Source organism: Leuconostoc fallax (assembly GCF_004354645.1).
Classification (GTDB): Bacteria; Bacillota; Bacilli; order Lactobacillales; family Lactobacillaceae; genus Leuconostoc_B; species Leuconostoc_B fallax.
The window spans coordinates 40,418-59,195 of sequence record NZ_PUFI01000007.1; the positions used below are offsets into that span (position 1 = coordinate 40,418).

General features: G+C 37.9%; 17 protein-coding genes. 1 reads left to right on the forward strand and 16 read right to left on the reverse strand.

Annotated elements, in window-relative coordinates:
* Window positions 1–79: 79 nt before the first annotated feature.
* From lysS to pth, 9 genes are all read right to left on the reverse strand, one after another.
* Entirely contained in the window at window positions 80–1,564 is a 1,485-nt protein-coding gene (gene lysS / locus C5L23_RS02400) for a lysine--tRNA ligase (protein WP_010007509.1), read from the reverse strand.
* Between the two features lie 107 nt (window positions 1,565–1,671).
* Window positions 1,672–2,559, reverse strand: coding sequence for an Hsp33 family molecular chaperone HslO (gene hslO / locus C5L23_RS02405; RefSeq protein ID WP_133264239.1), 888 nt, complete (start codon window positions 2,557–2,559; stop codon window positions 1,672–1,674).
* Between the two features lie 84 nt (window positions 2,560–2,643).
* Window positions 2,644–4,758, reverse strand: coding sequence for an ATP-dependent zinc metalloprotease FtsH (ftsH, locus tag C5L23_RS02410; RefSeq protein WP_010007510.1), 2,115 nt, complete (start codon window positions 4,756–4,758; stop codon window positions 2,644–2,646).
* A 50-nt stretch (window positions 4,759–4,808) separates the two neighbouring features.
* Complete coding sequence (gene hpt, locus C5L23_RS02415; RefSeq protein ID WP_010007512.1) at window positions 4,809–5,348, reverse strand: hypoxanthine phosphoribosyltransferase; 540 nt, start codon at window positions 5,346–5,348, stop codon at window positions 4,809–4,811.
* Window positions 5,349–5,352: 4 nt separating this feature from the next.
* The gene (tilS, locus tag C5L23_RS02420) at window positions 5,353–6,681 is read right to left on the reverse strand and encodes a tRNA lysidine(34) synthetase TilS (RefSeq protein ID WP_010007513.1); all 1,329 of its coding nucleotides are present in this window, start codon (window positions 6,679–6,681) and stop codon (window positions 5,353–5,355) included.
* 47 nt (window positions 6,682–6,728) lie between these two features.
* Complete coding sequence (locus C5L23_RS02425) at window positions 6,729–7,124, reverse strand: FtsB family cell division protein (protein ID WP_133264240.1); 396 nt, start codon at window positions 7,122–7,124, stop codon at window positions 6,729–6,731.
* A 77-nt stretch (window positions 7,125–7,201) separates the two neighbouring features.
* Window positions 7,202–7,486 carry an RNA-binding S4 domain-containing protein gene (locus C5L23_RS02430; RefSeq protein WP_010007518.1) on the reverse strand — a complete coding sequence of 95 codons (285 nt, stop codon included), beginning with the start codon at window positions 7,484–7,486 and terminating at the stop codon, window positions 7,202–7,204.
* On the reverse strand, window positions 7,473–11,012 hold the full coding sequence (gene mfd / locus C5L23_RS02435; protein ID WP_133264241.1) for a transcription-repair coupling factor: 3,540 nt from the start codon (window positions 11,010–11,012) through the stop codon (window positions 7,473–7,475). Before mfd ends, C5L23_RS02430 begins: the two co-directional genes overlap by 14 nt.
* Window positions 11,012–11,578 carry an aminoacyl-tRNA hydrolase gene (gene pth, locus C5L23_RS02440; protein WP_010007519.1) on the reverse strand — a complete coding sequence of 189 codons (567 nt, stop codon included), beginning with the start codon at window positions 11,576–11,578 and terminating at the stop codon, window positions 11,012–11,014. The genes mfd and pth overlap by 1 nt, the downstream gene beginning before the upstream one ends.
* A 140-nt stretch (window positions 11,579–11,718) precedes the next feature.
* On the opposite strand from pth, the gene cbpA reads away from it, so the two are divergent.
* Complete coding sequence (cbpA, locus tag C5L23_RS02445) at window positions 11,719–12,366, forward strand: cyclic di-AMP binding protein CbpA (RefSeq protein WP_010007520.1); 648 nt, start codon at window positions 11,719–11,721, stop codon at window positions 12,364–12,366.
* Between the two features lie 28 nt (window positions 12,367–12,394).
* Here the strand turns inward: cbpA and C5L23_RS02450 are convergent, their stop codons facing one another.
* The 7 genes from C5L23_RS02450 to dltA all read right to left on the reverse strand — a co-directional run bounded on the left by C5L23_RS02450 (window position 12,395) and on the right by dltA (window position 18,766).
* Window positions 12,395–12,757 (reverse strand): type II toxin-antitoxin system PemK/MazF family toxin, encoded by a 363-nt coding sequence (locus C5L23_RS02450; protein ID WP_133264242.1) that lies wholly within the window; start codon window positions 12,755–12,757, stop codon window positions 12,395–12,397.
* 45 nt (window positions 12,758–12,802) lie between these two features.
* Window positions 12,803–13,930, reverse strand: coding sequence for an alanine racemase (gene alr, locus C5L23_RS02455; RefSeq protein WP_010007522.1), 1,128 nt, complete (start codon window positions 13,928–13,930; stop codon window positions 12,803–12,805).
* Window positions 13,927–14,331 (reverse strand): holo-ACP synthase, encoded by a 405-nt coding sequence (gene acpS, locus C5L23_RS02460; RefSeq protein ID WP_133264243.1) that lies wholly within the window; start codon window positions 14,329–14,331, stop codon window positions 13,927–13,929. Before acpS ends, alr begins: the two co-directional genes overlap by 4 nt.
* 73 nt (window positions 14,332–14,404) lie before the next feature.
* A complete protein-coding gene (gene dltD / locus C5L23_RS02465) occupies window positions 14,405–15,694 on the reverse strand; it encodes a D-alanyl-lipoteichoic acid biosynthesis protein DltD (protein ID WP_133264244.1) in 1,290 nt (429 codons plus the stop codon).
* A 4-nt stretch (window positions 15,695–15,698) separates the two neighbouring features.
* The gene (dltC, locus tag C5L23_RS02470; RefSeq protein ID WP_010007526.1) at window positions 15,699–15,935 is read right to left on the reverse strand and encodes a D-alanine--poly(phosphoribitol) ligase subunit DltC; all 237 of its coding nucleotides are present in this window, start codon (window positions 15,933–15,935) and stop codon (window positions 15,699–15,701) included.
* A 100-nt stretch (window positions 15,936–16,035) separates the two neighbouring features.
* Window positions 16,036–17,241 (reverse strand): D-alanyl-lipoteichoic acid biosynthesis protein DltB, encoded by a 1,206-nt coding sequence (gene dltB, locus C5L23_RS02475; RefSeq protein ID WP_133264245.1) that lies wholly within the window; start codon window positions 17,239–17,241, stop codon window positions 16,036–16,038.
* A complete protein-coding gene (gene dltA / locus C5L23_RS02480) occupies window positions 17,234–18,766 on the reverse strand; it encodes a D-alanine--poly(phosphoribitol) ligase subunit DltA (protein ID WP_010007528.1) in 1,533 nt (510 codons plus the stop codon). Before dltA ends, dltB begins: the two co-directional genes overlap by 8 nt.
* Between the last annotated feature and the right edge of the window lie 12 nt (window positions 18,767–18,778).

Genomic DNA, 18,778 nt, shown 5'->3' on the forward strand with positions numbered 1-18,778 from the left:
ATAACTAACTCATTGCTTAACACAACTATTATATTATGCCAGCTAGAGTTAGACTTGTCAACACTTTAAGCAAACTTTTTTATGGTCGCATCGTTGGGAATAATACAACGTCACGGATTGTATCTGAATTTGTTAGCAGCATAATTAAGCGATCAATACCGACACCTAATCCACCTGTTGGTGGCATACCATATTCTAACGCCTCAATGAAATCTTCATCAATTGATTCAGCTTCATCATTACCATTTTCACGTTCTGCTACTTGAGCTTCAAAACGAGCACGTTGATCAATTGGATCGTTCAATTCAGTAAAAGCATTCGCATACTCACTACCCACGATAAACAACTCAAAACGATCTGTAAATCTCGGATCATCACTATTTTTCTTAGCCAATGGTGATACTTCTACAGGGTGTCCATAAACAAAAGTTGGTTCAATTAATTTTTCTTCAACAAACGTTTCGAAGAATTCATTAATGATATGTCCAACTTGCCAATAAGCTTCATAGGTCACATGATGTTCATCAGCTAATTGGCGTGCTTGTTCAATTGACATTTCTTCCCAGAAATCAACACCAGTGTACGTCTTAATCAAATCAACCATATGCTGACGTGCAAAAGGCTTTGCTAAATTAATATCTGTTCCTTGATAATTGATTGTCAAATCATCACTCACTACTTTAGCTGCAGCTTTGAAAATACCTTCAGTTTCGTTCATGACATCAGTGAAATCCCAATAGGCAGCATAACTTTCCATTGTCGTAAATTCTGGATTATGCTTAGGATCCATTCCCTCATTACGGAAAATACGTCCCATTTCATAAACACGTTCCATACCGCCAACAACCAAGCGCTTTAAATAGAGCTCTGTTGCAATACGCATGTACATATCAATATTCAACGCGTTGTGATGCGTAATAAATGGTCGCGCTGCAGCGCCACCAGCCTCAGTTTGTAAAATAGGTGTTTCAACTTCTAAGAATTCGTTGCTATCCATGTAATCTCGAATTGCTGAAATAATACGAGATCTCTGTTGAAACTTTTTAAAACTATCTTCGTTAGCAATCAAGTCTAAATAACGTTTACGATAACGTGTTTCCACATCGGCAATACCATGGAACTTATCCGGCATTGGTCGTAAGGCCTTGGTTAAGTGGGTCAGTTCTGTAACAAAAACAGTTAGCTCTCCTGCCTCTGTCTTCATCACTTTACCTTTAATACCCAAAAAATCACCAAGATCTGAGCGTTTAATGATAGTATAATTTTCACCTAATTCATCACGCTTAGCATAAATTTGAATTTTACCAGATACATCACGAATATCTGCAAAAATAATCTTACCAGCGCCACGCTTAGCAATCATACGACCAGCAATAATCACTTCTTGTCCATTATTCTCTAATGTTTCAAGTGATGTATCATCATACTTATCGTGTAATTCTTGCGCTTTGGCAGTACGTTCAAATCGCTTACCAAATGGGTCCAAATGCAAATCGTCTTTCAACGCCTTTAATTTTTGTCGGCGGGAAATCATTTGATCATTTAAAGCCTTTTCTTCAACCACGTTGGTATCCTCCTCAACTTAGACTGTGGCGACAATTCTTTTATTGTTGCACAATCTCACTAATAATTAATCATACCAAAAAAAATGCTGCTTTAAAACCGGCATATTTATTTAGATTCGATTTCTTTCAAAATCACCTTTAATTCATCTTCATCAAAGAAATATTTTTTGCCAGAAAACTTACCAACAACCTCAGCACCATGATCTTCATCAATCATATTTTGTAATTCGTTCGCAGATAAATTACCTAGCATTTTAGCATATTCTGCCTTTGTCGGTTCTGATGCTAAACCAACGGGTTCATCGACTAACACATCAAGTGCATCCATGCCGAATATTTTTTCAAGAACTTGCAATGGTGTTAAACCAGCTTTTAGCATATCTGGTAAAGCTGGTAATTGTGCCAGTGATTCCTCTAATTGACGTAATGCAGATTCTGTCACACCGGGAAGCCCTTGAATTAAGAAGCCACCAGCTAGACTCACCGTATCATCTTCATTCATATAAACAGATACACCAACAACAGAAGGTATTTGTTCAGATTGAGCTAAATAATAAGTGAAATCATCACCAATTTCACCAGTAGCTAGTTGGATTTGCCCAATATAAGGATCTGAATATGGCGCAAATTTTGTGATTTGTAAAAAGCCATTTTGACCTACTGCTTGGCCCACACTTAAATGGCCGGCATCATCGGTTATATTTTCAATTTGCGGATTTGTAACATAGCCTCGGACACTGCCTTTAGCATTGGCTTCAACAACTAAATTACCAATAGGACCTCTACCATTGATTGTGATAGATAAACGTTCTTCACCTTTTAATACTGCATTTGCTGTTAGTAGTGTTGCTAATAATCCTCTACCTAAAACAACGCTACCTAAGCGTGATGTTTGATGTGTCTGTGCAGACTGACTCACTAAATGAGTCCCATTAATAGCATACGCACGGAAATAACCATCTTTAGTGATTGCTTTAATTAAATTATCTTGCATAATTACTCTCTTATATAAAATTTCAATAGTATTATTGTCTCAAACATTAGCCAAAATAAAAAGCCGGCCGAAGCCAACTTTTTATTATTTATCATCATGATGAGTTGATTGCTCATCAGACTTTGGACCCGATTCATCTTGTCCTTTTTCTCCAGAATTATCAGATGCATCATCAGATGCTTGCTGATCATCATCCTTTTGATCATGATACTGTTCCTCTGATTCTGAATCTTTAGCATCAGCTGCTGCCTTTGCTTCCTCAAATGAACTAGCACGTGCCACATCATTATCATCTTGAGATACTTTACGTGTAAACTGGCCGGTTTCGTAAATATCACGGATTTGCTTTTCATCCAATGTTTCAACTTCAAGCAAAGCTTCCGCAATTTCAGTCAATTTATCTTTGTGCATTTTGATAATTTCAATTGCATCATCAAAGGCTTCGCTAGACAAACGTCGCACTTCTTCATCAATCAAACGCGATGTTTCTTCTGAATAAGAACGATTACCAGCTGTTTCGGCATAGCCAACACTGGCATTACCTTCTAGTTGTACCATACCTAACTTGCCACTCATACCAAAAGCTGTCACCATTTGACGCGCAAGACCCGTCGCTTGTTGGAAATCGTTTGAAGCACCAGACGATGCTTCGTTAAACATGGCAATTTCTGCTGCACGACCACCCATTAATCCAGCCAACTGTTCTTTTGCTTCAGAATATTTCAAATTGTAACGGTCTGCTTTTGGCGTCATTAAGGCATAACCACCGATACGCCCTCGCGGTACAATAGTTACTTTACGTACAATATTAGCTTCTGATTTTACCAAACCAACCAACGCGTGACCAGCTTCATGGAATGCTGTTGTCCGACGTTCTGATTCACTCATACCGCGATTTGTTTTCGCTGGGCCTTGGAAAATACGATCTTCTGCTTCATCAATATCTGCAGCATCAATCGCTTTCTTGTTACGACGTGCAGCTAACAAAGCCGCTTCGTTCAACAAGTTTTCCAAATCAGCACCAACATATCCTGGTGTTTGTTGCGCAATCATCTTCAGGTTAACATCATCAGCCAATGGCTTGTTCTTAGCATGAACATTCAAAATGGCTTCACGGCCCTTAACATCAGGAGCACCAATCAAAATCTTACGATCGAAACGTCCCGAACGTAACAAGGCTGGGTCTAAGACATCTGAACGGTTGGTAGATGCCAAAATAATCACACCTTCAGAGCCTTCAAAGCCATCCATTTCAATCAAAATTTGGTTCAACGTTTGTTCACGTTCATCGTTTCCGCCACCCATTCCGGTTCCACGACGACGACCAACAGCATCGATTTCATCAATGAAGATAATGGCCGGTGCAGCCTTCTTAGCATTTTCAAATAAATCACGAACACGTGAAGCACCAACACCAACAAACATCTCCACGAAGTCTGAACCAGACATTGAGAAGAATGGCACGCGCGCTTCACCAGCAACAGCTTTAGCTAGTAAAGTTTTACCAGTTCCTGGAGGTCCTTCTAGCAAAACACCCTTGGGGATACGTGCACCTAAGTTAACAAACTTCTTTGGGGCTTTTAAGAATTCAACAACTTCAACTAATTCTTGCTTTTCTTCCTCAGCACCTGCAACGTCAGCAAAACGTACCTTGTTATCCTTTGGGTCAGATGGCTTAGCCTTGGACTTACCAAAGCTCATCATACCACCTTGGCCACCTTTACCACCAGCTTGGCTCATCATGAGGTAAAAGACACCTACTAATAGCAAAGTTGGTACTAATGTTACAAGGAGATTAACCCAAAATCCTGATGTCTCTGCTTGCTTCGTTGTCACATCTGTATTCGTATCTTTAGATATCTCAGTGACTTCTTTTAGTGACGAATCATTAGGTAACAATGTTGTCGTAAACTTTGTCACGCGCTGCTTTTGTTGCAACACGTTCCAACCACGATCTTGATTGACTGTCTGCGCTTTCTTATAAGTACCGGTAATGTTGTAAATACTATTACCTGGTTGAACTGTGATGTTCTTAATCTGTCCACGATCCAGCGCTTTAATAAATTCACTTGATGTAATGGTTTTTGACGAGGTCTTATCGTTTCCGAAAAGCCCATAAATCATGCCAACAACAGCAAGGAATACAATAATATAAAATAAGCTGCTTCGAATGAAGCCGCCTCGGCGATTGTTATTCATCCGTTTCTCCTGTTATATGATAATAGCACACAATTAAGTTGGCTTTTATCCTACTGTTCATATATTTGTGGTTTTAGTATGCCAACATAAGGTAAGTTACGATAAAGCTCCTTGTAATCTAACCCATAGCCCACAACAAATTCATTTCTAACATCAAAGCCAACATAATCAGCCTTAATATCTACTTTGCGGCCCTCTTTTTTATCAAGTAGCGTCGCTACTTTAATTGAATTTGCACCGCGTTCTTGCAATAATTCCTTCATGAATTGCAATGATTGACCGGTATCCACAATATCTTCAAGAATAATCACATCTCGATTTTTAACATTTGAGTGAATATCGGTTACTAGACTAATTTCGTTGGTACTTTCAACACCACCATGGTAGCTAGAAATCTTAATGAACTCTAATTCAACTTGCAATTCCACTTCACGCAGTAAATCAGCTGTCCAAAGGTAAGCCCCCTTCAGCACAGATAGTACAATCGGGCGACTATCCGTATACTCTTTTGTAATTTGTTGGCCTAACCGATGTGCCGCTTCATGAATACTAGCTTGATCAAATAAAATCTCTTCAATATCGTTATCCACTTAATTATTCCTCAATTCGCCATAGTAACCAATAATTTGGTTGACTATCTTGTTTGGCAATAAAATCGTCACTTATACGCCAATGGTCATCACGTAACCGTACTGCTAGTATCTGTCCATTCCCCTCAATAATCAATGATTGATGTCGTTCATCGTGGGCAACCTTATTATCGATAAAAAGGCGCTTCATCGTCTTATGCCCTGATTTGATAGCAATTTTATCCGAGGTTTTAGCACGACGCATCGTCACCTGATCAATATCATGATCGCTATGCACCGCGATAAAACGTCCAGATAGTGGTTTTTGATTTGTCCATTGAAACTGCATGTGTCCATTAATTTGCCATTGGTTCAATTTTAACATAAACTCAGGAAAATCAAGGGATGATTTGGAATTTTGTAATCGACTTTCAAGCGTAAGGTTTTGATACGATTTAACAACCTGATATTGGTGATTAATTTGTATCATACCATAAGTCTTATGCGTGTTTTGAATTAACTGCTTAACGTTATCGATTTGGACTTGTTTAATGTTGAAAATCTTTTGCTTCTGCAACCATATAGATAATACGGCACTCAACCATATTTCTGGGATATCTCCCCAGCTTTTTTGGGATTGCATGATGTCATCAAGATATTGTGTCGCTTGCATGGTAATCATCTGCTCTTGTTGCATGATTTGAGAAGCCGTCTGATTAATGTGCTCAATGGCCTTGTGGTTGATGGTCGTTAACCGAGGTAAGATTTCTAGTCGAATCAAGTTTCGCGGTGTATAAGCACTATCCGCATTTGTACTATCTTCGCACCACTCCAAACGATGTTGCTGTGCATATAATTTAATGCGTTGTTTAGAAAAAGGTAATAATGGTCGCACTATTTGAACTGTTTTTGATACCTGGCGTGTTGGTTGCATACCAGATAATTGACTTAATTTTCCACCACGCACTAATTTTAATAATATCGTTTCTGCTTGATCATTGGCATGATGTGCCACCAAAATGGTATTTGTTGCATATTCATTTGCCAGTTCTTCAAAAAAGCAATAGCGGAAATCTCTAGCAGCTTCTTCAACACTCCCTTGGTCAATACCTTGCCAATCAACTTTTCTTAATACCACATGATATTTTTTAGCTATTTCAGCTACAAAATGTGCATCATTATCACTCTGAGGACGCAAATGATAATTAACGTGTGCCACAATAAATTCAACTTGGGGTTGGGTTTTGATCAAAGCATCTAATAGTACAACAGAATCAACACCTCCCGAAACTGCGACAATCACTTTATCTGGTAATTGTAAAGCCTGTACTTGATCTAAAATATTCTGTGTCATTTATCCTATATTAAAAAGCACCCTATCGGGTACTTTTATCTCGTTAGTTAATTTTTATCCGGTAAATTATAAATAAGTTCACCTTTTTTGGTGTACCCATACTTATCACGCAAAATCATCTGCAAATAGGTTGGGTCATTCAACTGTGTTAAATCGGCTTTTAAATTCGCATTTTTACGCTTAACTGATTGTAACTCTTGCTGTGTATTCGTTACTGCTTGATTACTAGCATGTAATTTAACTTGACCGATCAATAACTGTATGCCAAAAAAAGCCATCAAAATGCCACCAATAATGTAAATTCGTTTCTCACGTTGCTTATGCTTTTTGCGATAATAAGCCGCGCGCTTTGCATTAACACTTTGCGCATCACGAATTTGTTCGGCAATTTTGGGGTTCAACGGGGTAATATTCGATTGCTGATTGTTTGAACTTCTTATCATTAGTCGTATCACCTAAACTTAATTTTGACACTTTCTTAAGTATAAAACAACATTCTTTAAGAATCCTTAAATAAATATTATTTTTCATCCCCGACTTGACGATAATCGCGCTCATATTGCTCACTAATGACTGTATACATTTCAGCAGAAGCTTCTTTTTTAGTTGTTTCAACAATTTTGGTAATTTCGATAGTTAACGTCTTATTACCAAAACGTATCTCTAGGTTATCGCCAGTCAAGACGTCACTGGACGATTTTGCTACTTTACCATTAATCGAAATACGGCCTTGATCAGCGATCTCTTTAGCAATTGTACGGCGCTTAATTAAGCGAGACACCTTTAAATATTTATCCAATCTCATCTGTTCCACTATTCTCCTGTTTAATAACTGTTAACAAAAATGTTCTTAAAATATTGAGCCAAATACTACTTTCTTGGTTTGTATCAATCGTCATGATCACCTGCAGTTGATCATTATCACTACGTACGGCCACTTTTAAGGCAACATCTTTTAAGGCAATAAAAATTGCTTCACCTGATAGGCGTTGTGTTGCTTCAGCATTGAACGTGATAATCACTTGATTTTTTTGACGTCGCATATTGATAATTTGAGCTTGATCGGCTAATTGTTTTAATTGCCCGACCAGAATCAAACGCGCTACTTCGTCTGGCATATCGCCGAACCGATCCAGAATATCTGATTCAATCTCTTCAAACTGTTCATCTGTTCGTGCTTGACGTATTCTAGTATATAATTCAATCTTCTGGGCGTTATCTACCACATAGTTTTCAGGTAAATAGGCCGAAACACCCAAAATCAACTCAGCATCAGTAGTAGCTGGTTCCTTGTTAGTCGCTGTTTGATTTTGCTTGCGTGCAACTGCATCTTTTAGCATTTGCGTATACAAATCATACCCAACTGAATCAATAAAGCCATGCTGTTGCTTACCTAACAAATCACCAGCTCCACGAATAGATAAATCTCGCATCGCAATTCTAAATCCTGATCCTAGTTCAGTAAAATCACGAATAGCGGACAGGCGTTTTTCAGCCTCTTCACTTGGTGTTCGATTAAAGGGATAAGTAAAGTAAGCATAAGCTAATCTGGCTGATCGGCCAACACGCCCTCTTAATTGATACAATTGCGCTAAGCCCATATGATCAGCATTTTCAACAACCAGCGTATTAGCATTTGGAATATCAACGCCAGTTTCAATAATCGTCGTTGTCACTAATACATCGTATTCATGATTTAGAAAGTCGTATAAGATACCTTCTAATTGTGTTTCACTCATTTGTCCATGTATAGCAGCAACGCGCGCATGAGGTACTAAATCCTCAATTTGACTAGCCACACGGTCAAGATCTGCCACACGATTATGCAGATAAAAAACTTGCCCATCACGTGCAATTTCTTTTTCAATAGCATCGCGCACAACCGTCCAATCTGCTTCCATTACATAAGTCTGAATTGGATAACGGTTTGCAGGCGGTGTCTCGATAACTGATAAATCACGCGCACCAACCATTGCCATATTCAAAGTTCTTGGAATTGGTGTTGCTGTTAACGTTAAGACATCCACACTGGCACGTAATTGCTTTAAGCGCTCTTTATGTTTAACGCCAAATCGTTGCTCCTCATCAATGATTAAAAGTCCTAAATCATCAAAAGAGACATCTTTGCTTAATAGACGATGTGTCCCGACAACAATATCTAATTCATGCGCTTTTAATTGTTGGATAACTTGTTTATTTTGTGTCGGTGTCTGGAAACGACTTAAAACACCAATTTTTATATCTGGAAAATCATTAAATCGTGCTAACATCGTTTCATAATGTTGCTGCACTAAAATCGTAGTCGGTGCCAAAAAAGCAACTTGTTTACCTTCATGAGCGGCCTTAAAAATGGCACGCAAAGCCACTTCTGTTTTACCAAATCCAACATCCCCGACCAATAATCGATCCATTGGTCGATCTTTTTGCATGTCCGATTTGATTTCTTCGATACTACGAACTTGATCAGGTGTTTCGGGGTATCCAAAAGCCATATCAAACTTCAATTGCGCTTCACCGTCTGGTGCAAAAGCGTATCCTTTTTGTGCCTCACGTTTGGCGTATAATTCAAGCAAATCATCCGCAATATCTTCAATTTTGACCGCAACTTGTCGTTTTGTTTTAGCCCATTCGCTACCACCTAATTTATTTAACTTAGGTTGCTTAGCAGCGTCAGATGCCCCAATATACTTCTGAATGAGATTGAGCTGGGTCACCGGAATAAAAATCTTAGCATTTTTTTGGTATGCAATTGTTAGATAGTCTTGCTTCCCACCATCCGCTTCAATTGTTTGTAACCCCTCATACCGACCAATACCATGATGAACATGGACAACATAATCGCCAACATTCAGCTCATTATACGATTTTAAACGTTCAGCATTAGCAATTTTATGCTGTCGTGGTGCTACTTTTCTTGTTTTTGTAAATAATTCACGTTCAGTGAGAATGGTTAAATGTAATTGTGGCCACTCAAACCCAGATGATAAATCACCAATCATCAGTTGAACTTGATTTTTTTGGACCGCTTGGGTCTGAGCAATTGATATCTCAAAATCGGTCAAACTTTCAGAAAAAGCTTGTGCCCGCTTATCATCACTCAACAATAAAACAACAGTGGTGCCCGATTCTTGCGCATAATTGAGGTCTTCTTTTAACGCTGGAATTTGACCATAATATTGTGTTGCTGGACGTGTTGTCACTTCTTCAATGTTTGTCCACTGCATGCGACCTAAGCCACGTTGAAAGTTAGCCAAATATAAGCTTGAGCGTGATTGGCTGGCAAGCTGCTCATCAATCGTCCGCCACCATATTTGATTAGGAAGCAATTGATAAGTTGAGACTTGCTGTACCATCCAATCAGTATCACGCTGTTGCTGTTTTTCTTTGATTTCCATTAATCGCGTATAATCATCAAAAATAATCAAAGCATCATCTGAAAAATAATCAAGTAATGTTGTATCGTCATCAAAGAAGTAATGTGAATAAGGTAGCAACGCGTTAGATCTTTCCTGCTGATACAATTGATGCAACAATGGTGCGAAGCCCTCAGTCGCATGTTTCTTTTCAACACCAACTAATCCTTGTCGATACGTATTAAAGATATCTTCAACCTGTTGTTTTGCTTGTTGATAATGCTGCGTCGTCACAACAAATTCTGTGGCTGGAATCACACCAATATGATCTAATGATTGTTGACTTTTTTGTGACGCAATATCAAACACCTTAATCTGATCTAATTCATCATCAAAGAAATCTAAACGTATTGGATTATCAGCATTAATTGGGAAAATATCAATAATCGCGCCACGATGCGCAAATTCACCCGGTCCTTGAACTAAATTATTTTGTTCGTAACCCATGGTTAATAATTTATCTTGAATTTCAGATAAATTATATTGATTTTGAACCTTCAGGTTTAATTGTGCTATCTGTAATATTTTTGGTGCGGGTAATAAACGCTCAGCACCAATAACATTTGCCACGACAATTACCGGTTGCTTTTTTTGAATGGCTAATAACGTTGTCACACGCATGAATCTCAACTCAGGTGAACTCACAGCCATTTCGGTTGCCAAAGATTCTTCAGCAATAAAATGATACACAACATCTACATTCAGTAACTGCACTAGGTCGCTATATAATTGTTCGGCGTGCGCCTGTGTATCAGTAATCACTAACATAGGTCGTGGCTGCGTGCTAAATAAGCTTGCAATAGTCGCAGCCCTAGCCGTACCATTAATACCTAATAATAGTTGTTGGCTGTTAGGTCGAATATTTTGATTTAAATTTTTAATTGTTGGTGTCGTTTTTAAATAATTTAAAATTGTCATTATCCATTAAATTGGTTACTAAGTGTTTCGATGTTGGCACCATGTAGCCAACTTTCCATAGCACTTGTGCTTCTATCAAACATCTCGTTAACTGTGATTTGCTCTTGTTGGCTAAACTGCCCTAAAACATAGTTAATCACTGCCTGTTTTTCATGATTAGGATGGCCTACACCAAATTTTAGACGTAAGAAATTGGATGAGCCGATATGTGACATTATGCTCTTTAAGCCATTATGTCCTCCTGCAGAACCTTTGTCTCGGAAACGTAACTTGCCAAACGGCATATCCATGTCATCTACAAGCACTAAAACATCCTCTATATTACCATTATAATAGTCTAAAATAGCGCGAACTGCTTGCCCGGACTCATTCATATACGTCGTTGGTTTGACGAGCATAACAGCAACCCCATCAATATTAATTTTGGCGGTATACGCAAATTGCTTACTTGGCAAGAATGTTGCATTATATTTTTCAGCTAATGCATCGATTGCCATAAAGCCAATATTATGACGTGTATTCTCATATTTTTTCCCAATATTTCCTAATCCAAAAATATATTTCATGTGAATTTACCTTTTAAAATTAAAATTTCAATACTAATCGTTAATTATACCATGGTAAAAAACTGATTTTTTACTGGCTTCTATGCTATTATAATATTTGACACAAAATATTATAAATTAATTAAGATGGATTGATAAGTATGTTTCAACAATCATTAGTTATCCCAAAGTCACAACTAACAACTGTGACTGAAAATACAACACTTGCCGAAGTCTACGAACTCTTTAATAAGAGTGAGCACGCACATACCCGTGCCATTCCTATTCTTGACCAGACTGGTGATTTATTTCGCGGCAATATTTATAAACAACACGTTTTTGAACATGTAGCAAAGAATGGTGATTTAGATTTACCGGTTACGACGATGATGCGTAACTCAACAAAATTTATTTTTACCACAAGTAACTTTTACGAAGCTTTCTTTGCAATTCGCGATCTTCCTTTTATCGCCGTGTTAGATGAACATCATTCTTTTTATGGTATCTTCACACATGACACGTTAATGAATTTATTAGCACAAAGTTGGTCAGTCCATGACGGTGGTGTTGCCATGGCTGTTATTTCTCACAACACACGTGGTGATTTAACTAAGATATCCAAAATCATTACGAAATATGCAGACATTGTTTCCGTTCAGTCGTTACGAAATGATGCGCAACAGCCATTGGTCATTCTCTTCACATTAGCATTGCCTTATGATAGTGAACAACTTGAAAAAATTGTTAAACAACTCAAGAGAAAAACATACGACGTCCACAGTATCGAAAATCTAGATCGCTTTAAATAAAAAGTACACGATAAATATCGTGTACTTTTTATTTTAAACCAACACTAATTTTTAAAGCATGTGCTACTTGCTTCATTTCTTGAGATTGGCTACTCAAATGGGCAATCTTATCTCGCAACCGTCGTTTATCAATTGTTCGCACCTGCTCTGTTAGAATAACCGAGTCTCGCTTGATACCACCTAGATGTGCCGGTAATAAAACATGCGTTGGCAATTTTGGCTTTGATATTTGAGACGTAATTGCCGCCACAATCGTTGTTGGTGAGTTCATATTCCCAATATCATTTTGAATGATAAGTACAGGGCGCACACCAGACTGCTCTGATCCCATGCCTTGTTTTAAATCGGCAAAAAAAATATCACCACGCGTAATTTCTTGATTTTCTGTCATAGCATACTCACTTCATATATGTACGAAGGCATGGCCTTCATTGCTTTAATAGATTCTTGGTAAACGGCTAGTTAATATCGTTAATACTTCATGTGGAATTGTCTTGGCATAATTCGCAATATCTTCAACAGATATCTGCTGTTCCCCATCATATCCCATCAACGTTACTATTGTACCAACTGGATATGGTTGCTTCAAAGTAATTAAAATTTGATCCATTGTAATACGGCCGACTACTTTTTCGAAATGACCATCAACTAACACTTTCATTCCCTGTAAGCGACGTAAATAACCATCTGCATATCCAATTGGTAGCGTTGCAACTAATTGCGGTTGTTGTGCTGTGTATGTCGCACCATAACTGATTGATTCGCCAACGGCCATTTGATGGGTTGCACCAATTTTTGTCTTCAAAGCCATTGCTGGTTGTAACTGCAATGGCATCTCCAAATGAGGTGTCCCAGGATTGAAACCATATAGTGCTGAACCAACTCTAATGGTATGCGTATTGATTTCATTATGGTGCCACAATGCCGATCCTGTATTGGCAAGATGACATAGTTCTTCTGGTATTTGAGCATGAGTTGTCCATAGTTGGAACTTTTGTACCTGTTGCTGATAATACGCATCATTGTGATCATCAGCAGTTGCAAAATGTGTAAACACACCACTAAGGGCAAAGTGAGAACTTTGATCAATAAAGTCCTTAACCATTTGGACATCGTGTTCATTACGTGCCCCCATTCTCCCCATACCAGTATCGACTGCCAAATGAACATTCAGCACATCATCCATTGCCATTAGTTGCGTTGCTTTCATCAGCCATTGTATATCACCAATAGCTGGTGTCAAATGATACTGCAATATAACAGGAACTTGTGCAACATCCTGAACACCCAAAAGTAAAATATTGATATCTTGCTGTGTGATATTTTGACGTAATTCAATGCCTTCATCAATTGTCGCCACAGCAAAATCACGAATGCCAATCGCATACAAACTGTTAGTAACAGCTACTGCGCCATGACCATACGCATTCGCCTTAACAACCGCAATCATTTTTTGTGCACCTGCGTGCTTCATAATAGCTTTTGCATTATTCTGAATGGCTGCTAAATCAACTTGCAACCATGTTGGCCGTGTTAATTGCTTACTGTTATTCACCTTCATCATACCTCACGCTTCTTAAACAAATAATGCATGATGCTATGCCATAATGATAATTTTTCAATGACGACCATTGTATTGACATAATCCCCACTGTGCGTAATAGCAACATGCGTTGTGTACGGAAAATCTTTCACCCGCATAATAGGACGTCCATTATCTTCATTTAAAATTTCAATATCATGCCAATGCACTTTATTTCCAATGCCATAACCTGTTGCTTTAGCAAAAGCTTCTTTAGCAGAAAAACGGCCCGCAATAAATTCTGTATAATGCTTGCCTTTTCTTTTTGAAGCAGCAGCTAATTCATTGGGCGTTAGAATAAAAGTTAAAAAATTATCTCTACGTTCAATTGCACCATGAATACGGCTAATTGACTCTGTATCATTTCCTATTCCAATAATCATGTTCTTATTATAACGATATTAAAAGGCTAAGTGCTAACAAATTTATGTGAGAACTTAGCCTTTTATAGTTCATTTATTGAAATGCCAATAAATTCTTTTCTGTTGGGTTGAGATTTTGCCACTTCTTTGTCAAATAATCATTATTTAAACGATAATTTGGCTTTTGATAACCCTTCGTTAAAAATGGGTTGATCTTTTGATCTGCAGCTAACCAACCACGCCAGCCAATATGAATAGTATCTTCCATAAAGTACGGCTTAGCTCCATCTTTTGATAGGTCTGCAATATTCGTAAATCCTTGAGAAACAAGTTGATGCTTTACTTTATCAACACTTTGCTGATACATCTTCGTGTCTAAACCTGTATAGTTTGACCACTTTTTATTAACCGGTTGTATCACAAACATGACGTCTGTTTGATTCTTAGCAAATTCCTGTAATACTGTTTGAAAATCAGCATATTCAATAGACTCGCGATAATCAAATTTTGTCTGTGACTGACGCAACTTATCAAGGTCTGGTGCGACACGATGTTGATAAAAGCCAGAACGAATGCCAAACCGGCTATTCTTCGTCGCCTTCTCACCTGCTTGAATTGCATATTGTTCTAAGACACTATGCTGCTCTTGTTCAGGTAATCGCTTTGTGCCTGTTAATACCTTTTTATGCCAATTATGCCCAACTGGTAAATTAGAGAACAACCCATCTTCGCTCAACAACATGCGCTTTTGAACATTTAATAGCGTCATATCAGTCTTAGTGAGTGGCTTATTTTCTTTAATCTTACGCACCATTGGTTCTAACGTATAGCTACTTTTAATCTGATCTTGCGATAATAAGCGTTGTGCAACGTATTGATCCGTTGCATTATCAGACTTTGCTTGTTGTAGCCACTGTACTGTCTGCAATGGTGAATAAAAGCTGTCAAATGCCCATTTTTGCATCCCTTGTTTAGTAAACCATTGTTGTGAAATAACAAAGACGGCTTGCTTTTTATGTAACGCTGGTTGTATCCCTTGCATACTCAAATAGTGCGTTAAGGATTGAGTTCCGGCCATCCCCAATAAGAAGGGTTGATAAGAACGATGATATTTGGCAGCTAAAATAGCGGGATGTAAGGCATCCATTCTTAGCAGTTCACTAGAACCAAAAAAAGGCACATAGTGTGTTGTCTTATTATTAAAAGCCGCCATTTTCACCGTCTGCCCCTTGAAGACGTCTTTAGAAAACGAAACTGACGCATCTTTTAATTTCTGATTTGATGAATAATGTAACGAGAATGGTGCCAGAAAAAGAAAAATAACCATGATAAAGGCTATAATCACTGGCCCAAATATCCACCAAAGCCCTCTCTTTTCTTTCATATTCTTATCCAATCAATGATTCAACTTTGGCGATGACTTTATTAGGTGTATCCCACTCGTTACGGTCAAATTCTGATACTGGTGCTTGAATTGAGAACTTATTTTCAAGTTCTAATAATAATTCTACTGTAGCCATTGAATCCAATAAACCACTATCATAAAAATTATCATCCATTTGATCAGAGATATCTTCACCGATAATTGTATTTAAAATCTCTACTACGTCTTCTTTTACGTTCATTGTTCATTCTCCTAAAATCGTATAACAGCCTTTAATTCACTGTTGAAGTTAACCACTACTCATCATAAAGCTTTTTTGTACTGTACGTCAAACTGCACTTTTAATGAAACCATAATCGATCTAAGAATCCTGAGAATAGCAAGAAACTAAACATGACAACATTAAACGTTATCACAATAGATAGCCATTCTGTCCAGCGATTATGCGGTACTTGATGTTTCTTCTTGTAACGTAACCAAGCGTCGTTGATGACCAATCCAAAACCATGAAATAAGCCATACGCAATGTAATACCATGTCAAACCATGCCAAAACCCCATGAGTAGCATATTTAAAATATAAGCGACATTGGACGTCGTAATACGGCTTTTGAAAGTTTTGTGCTTCATCATGGTAAAGACTAGTCGCATAAAGACATAATCTCTAAACCAAAATGACAATGTCATATGCCAGCGATTCCAAAATTCTTTTAAGTTCTTAGATAGAAATGGTTTATTAAAGTTCATGGGTAATTCAATTCCCATAATATAACTGATTGCCACTGCGAAGAGTGAGTAACCAGCAAAATCAAAGAACAAATTAAGTCCCCAGACATATGTGAATGGTATTAACCACCATGACAGACCGCCATGTCCTTGACCAGCAACCATTGCTAAGCTCTCTATCTTGGGCTGTAAAAGTGTACCAAAAATATGCGAGAGAATAAATTTATACAAGAAACCTAAGAAAAGGTAGTGCACTGCTTTTGACAACATCGTCAAATATTTATCTCTGTCTGGCACAGTAATGGCATCTTTAGCAAAACGGCGATACCGATCAATGGGACCAGATGATATGGTAGGCATAAATAACATGAATCGTGCGAAGAGAACAGCATCAAAATCCTTGATGGAGCCATCTCGCGTTTCCATAATCATACCTACCGAACGGAATGTCAAATATGAAATTCCTGTGAACCCTAATACCGTTGAGATGCTAGCCCAATGTCCAGCAGCAGCCATTTTAATCAACACAAGCGGTAGTATTGACATCACAATTGCACCGTAAAAAATAAATTTATTATTATACTTTTTACGATAAAGCGTGTATGCCCATACTAACAACCACTGCCAAATCATATAAATAATTAAGGCAATGCCCTCATGATATTTATGACCATTAAACATGAGGAAAATGAAAATAAGCGACACAACTGATTCATACCAAACAAAACGCTTACCAAAATACATACCAATTGCCAAAGGTACAAGCGCTAAAATGAGCACAATAAAGTATTTTGGATCAGCATATGGTTGCAAATTAAGCATTACCATTCACCTCAGCAATCAAGGTTTTCAAGTCTGTTTTACCGTTGGCAGTCATTGGTAAAGATTCACGGTAGATAAATCGCGATGGCATCATATAAGGCATCATAATGTCCTTCAATTCTGCTTTAATCGCATTAGTCAATAAAATTGGCTTGTCAAAATCATTTTTCTTTGCAACAACAATGGCTAATAACTGCTTGACTTTACCATCTTGATCATATCGTGGCACAGATACTGCTTGTTCTATCCACTGACTATGCTGCAATACCTGTGCAACTTCTTCAAGTTCAATGCGGTAACCATGCAATTTAATTTGAAAATCACTACGCCCTTGATAATGGAGTAACCCTTGTTCATCAAGCATACCCAGATCTCCGGTCCGATAAGCTGGTTGTCCTTCAACAGTTGTAAAAGCAACTGCCGTTTTCTCTGGGTTATTTAAGTAACCTTTAGATACAGATGGCCCAGAAATCACAATTTCTCCGGCCTGACCAGTGGGTTGCGTCGCATGACTATCAACATCTTGAATGGTTATCGTAGTATCAGCCTTAACAAAACCAATTGGTAATTTAGTATGATTTTTCAAAATTTCTTCAGTAATTTCAATGCCCGTTACTGCTACTGTTGCTTCAGTAGGACCATATGTATTGAAAATTTTGGCCTTTGGAAAACGTTCATGCAACTTTTGGGCAGTAGTAGAGGTTAATGCTTCACCACAAAATAAGAAACGTTGTAAGTGTGGATTATTAATTTCATTAAATTCTGGATCTAACAATGCAACATCAGCAAATGAAGGCGTTGATACCCAAATATTTAAATTTAACTGCGGTAGCGTAGCAAATAATTGTTTAAAATCATCCGCAATAGTCTTAGGCAATGCCTTTAAGATACCACCTGAAACCAATGTTGGTGCCCAATCCATGACAGATAAATCAAAAGAATATGGTGGCTGTGATAAGACACACTGTTGTTGCTTAAAGCCAAATTCATCCGATAGCATCCAATTCACAAAACTCAATAAATTTTGGTGATTGATTTGAACACCCTTGGGTTTCCCTGTTGTACCAGATGTGAAAATAATATAAAAATCTTGATCGTGATCAACAGTTGGTAGTGTTGGTAATGCAACTGCCGTGTTCATGACATTTGCCAATGCTTCATTAGTGATGACTGGAATTGCAGCAATTTTGATGGGTAAATCATCTACTGCAATAACCGCAGCTGGTTGCCCAATTTCTAAAATATCTAATAACCGTTCATCTGCAGAATTAACATCCACTGGAATATAAGCATGCCCCGCTTTAACACTACCCAAGAAACTCGCAATCATTTCAAATTGCTGTCCACCATAAATCATGATTGGTGCGTCAGCAGGTAAGTCTTGTTGTAATAAGTACGTTGCGATACGATCAGAAGCAATCTTTAAATCGTGATAAGTATGTACTACTCCTAGTTCATCATAAGCAACAAACTGACCATTTTCTTGTGCAATTTGGTCAATTGCCCCAATTATACTTTTAACCATTATTAACTCCTA

What these genes read in the sequence shown, in the direction of transcription:
- acpS (WP_133264243.1), bottom strand. Translation starts at nt 14,331, where the DNA reads ATGATTATTGGAATAGGAAATGATACAGAGTCAATTAGCCGTATTCAT.
- dltB (WP_133264245.1), bottom strand. Translation starts at nt 17,241, where the DNA reads ATGCTTAATTTGCAACCATATGCTGATCCAAAATACTTTATTGTGCTC.
- C5L23_RS02425 (WP_133264240.1), bottom strand. Translation starts at nt 7,124, where the DNA reads ATGATAAGAAGTTCAAACAATCAGCAATCGAATATTACCCCGTTGAAC.
- tilS (WP_010007513.1), bottom strand. Translation starts at nt 6,681, where the DNA reads ATGACACAGAATATTTTAGATCAAGTACAGGCTTTACAATTACCAGAT.
- alr (WP_010007522.1), bottom strand. Translation starts at nt 13,930, where the DNA reads ATGATGAAGGTGAATAACAGTAAGCAATTAACACGGCCAACATGGTTG.
- cbpA (WP_010007520.1), top strand. Translation starts at nt 11,719, where the DNA reads ATGTTTCAACAATCATTAGTTATCCCAAAGTCACAACTAACAACTGTG.
- dltA (WP_010007528.1), bottom strand. Translation starts at nt 18,766, where the DNA reads ATGGTTAAAAGTATAATTGGGGCAATTGACCAAATTGCACAAGAAAAT.
- C5L23_RS02430 (WP_010007518.1), bottom strand. Translation starts at nt 7,486, where the DNA reads ATGAGATTGGATAAATATTTAAAGGTGTCTCGCTTAATTAAGCGCCGT.
- dltC (WP_010007526.1), bottom strand. Translation starts at nt 15,935, where the DNA reads ATGAACGTAAAAGAAGACGTAGTAGAGATTTTAAATACAATTATCGGT.
- ftsH (WP_010007510.1), bottom strand. Translation starts at nt 4,758, where the DNA reads ATGAATAACAATCGCCGAGGCGGCTTCATTCGAAGCAGCTTATTTTAT.
- pth (WP_010007519.1), bottom strand. Translation starts at nt 11,578, where the DNA reads ATGAAATATATTTTTGGATTAGGAAATATTGGGAAAAAATATGAGAAT.
- C5L23_RS02450 (WP_133264242.1), bottom strand. Translation starts at nt 12,757, where the DNA reads ATGACAGAAAATCAAGAAATTACGCGTGGTGATATTTTTTTTGCCGAT.
- dltD (WP_133264244.1), bottom strand. Translation starts at nt 15,694, where the DNA reads ATGAAAGAAAAGAGAGGGCTTTGGTGGATATTTGGGCCAGTGATTATA.
- mfd (WP_133264241.1), bottom strand. Translation starts at nt 11,012, where the DNA reads ATGACAATTTTAAATTATTTAAAAACGACACCAACAATTAAAAATTTA.
- hslO (WP_133264239.1), bottom strand. Translation starts at nt 2,559, where the DNA reads ATGCAAGATAATTTAATTAAAGCAATCACTAAAGATGGTTATTTCCGT.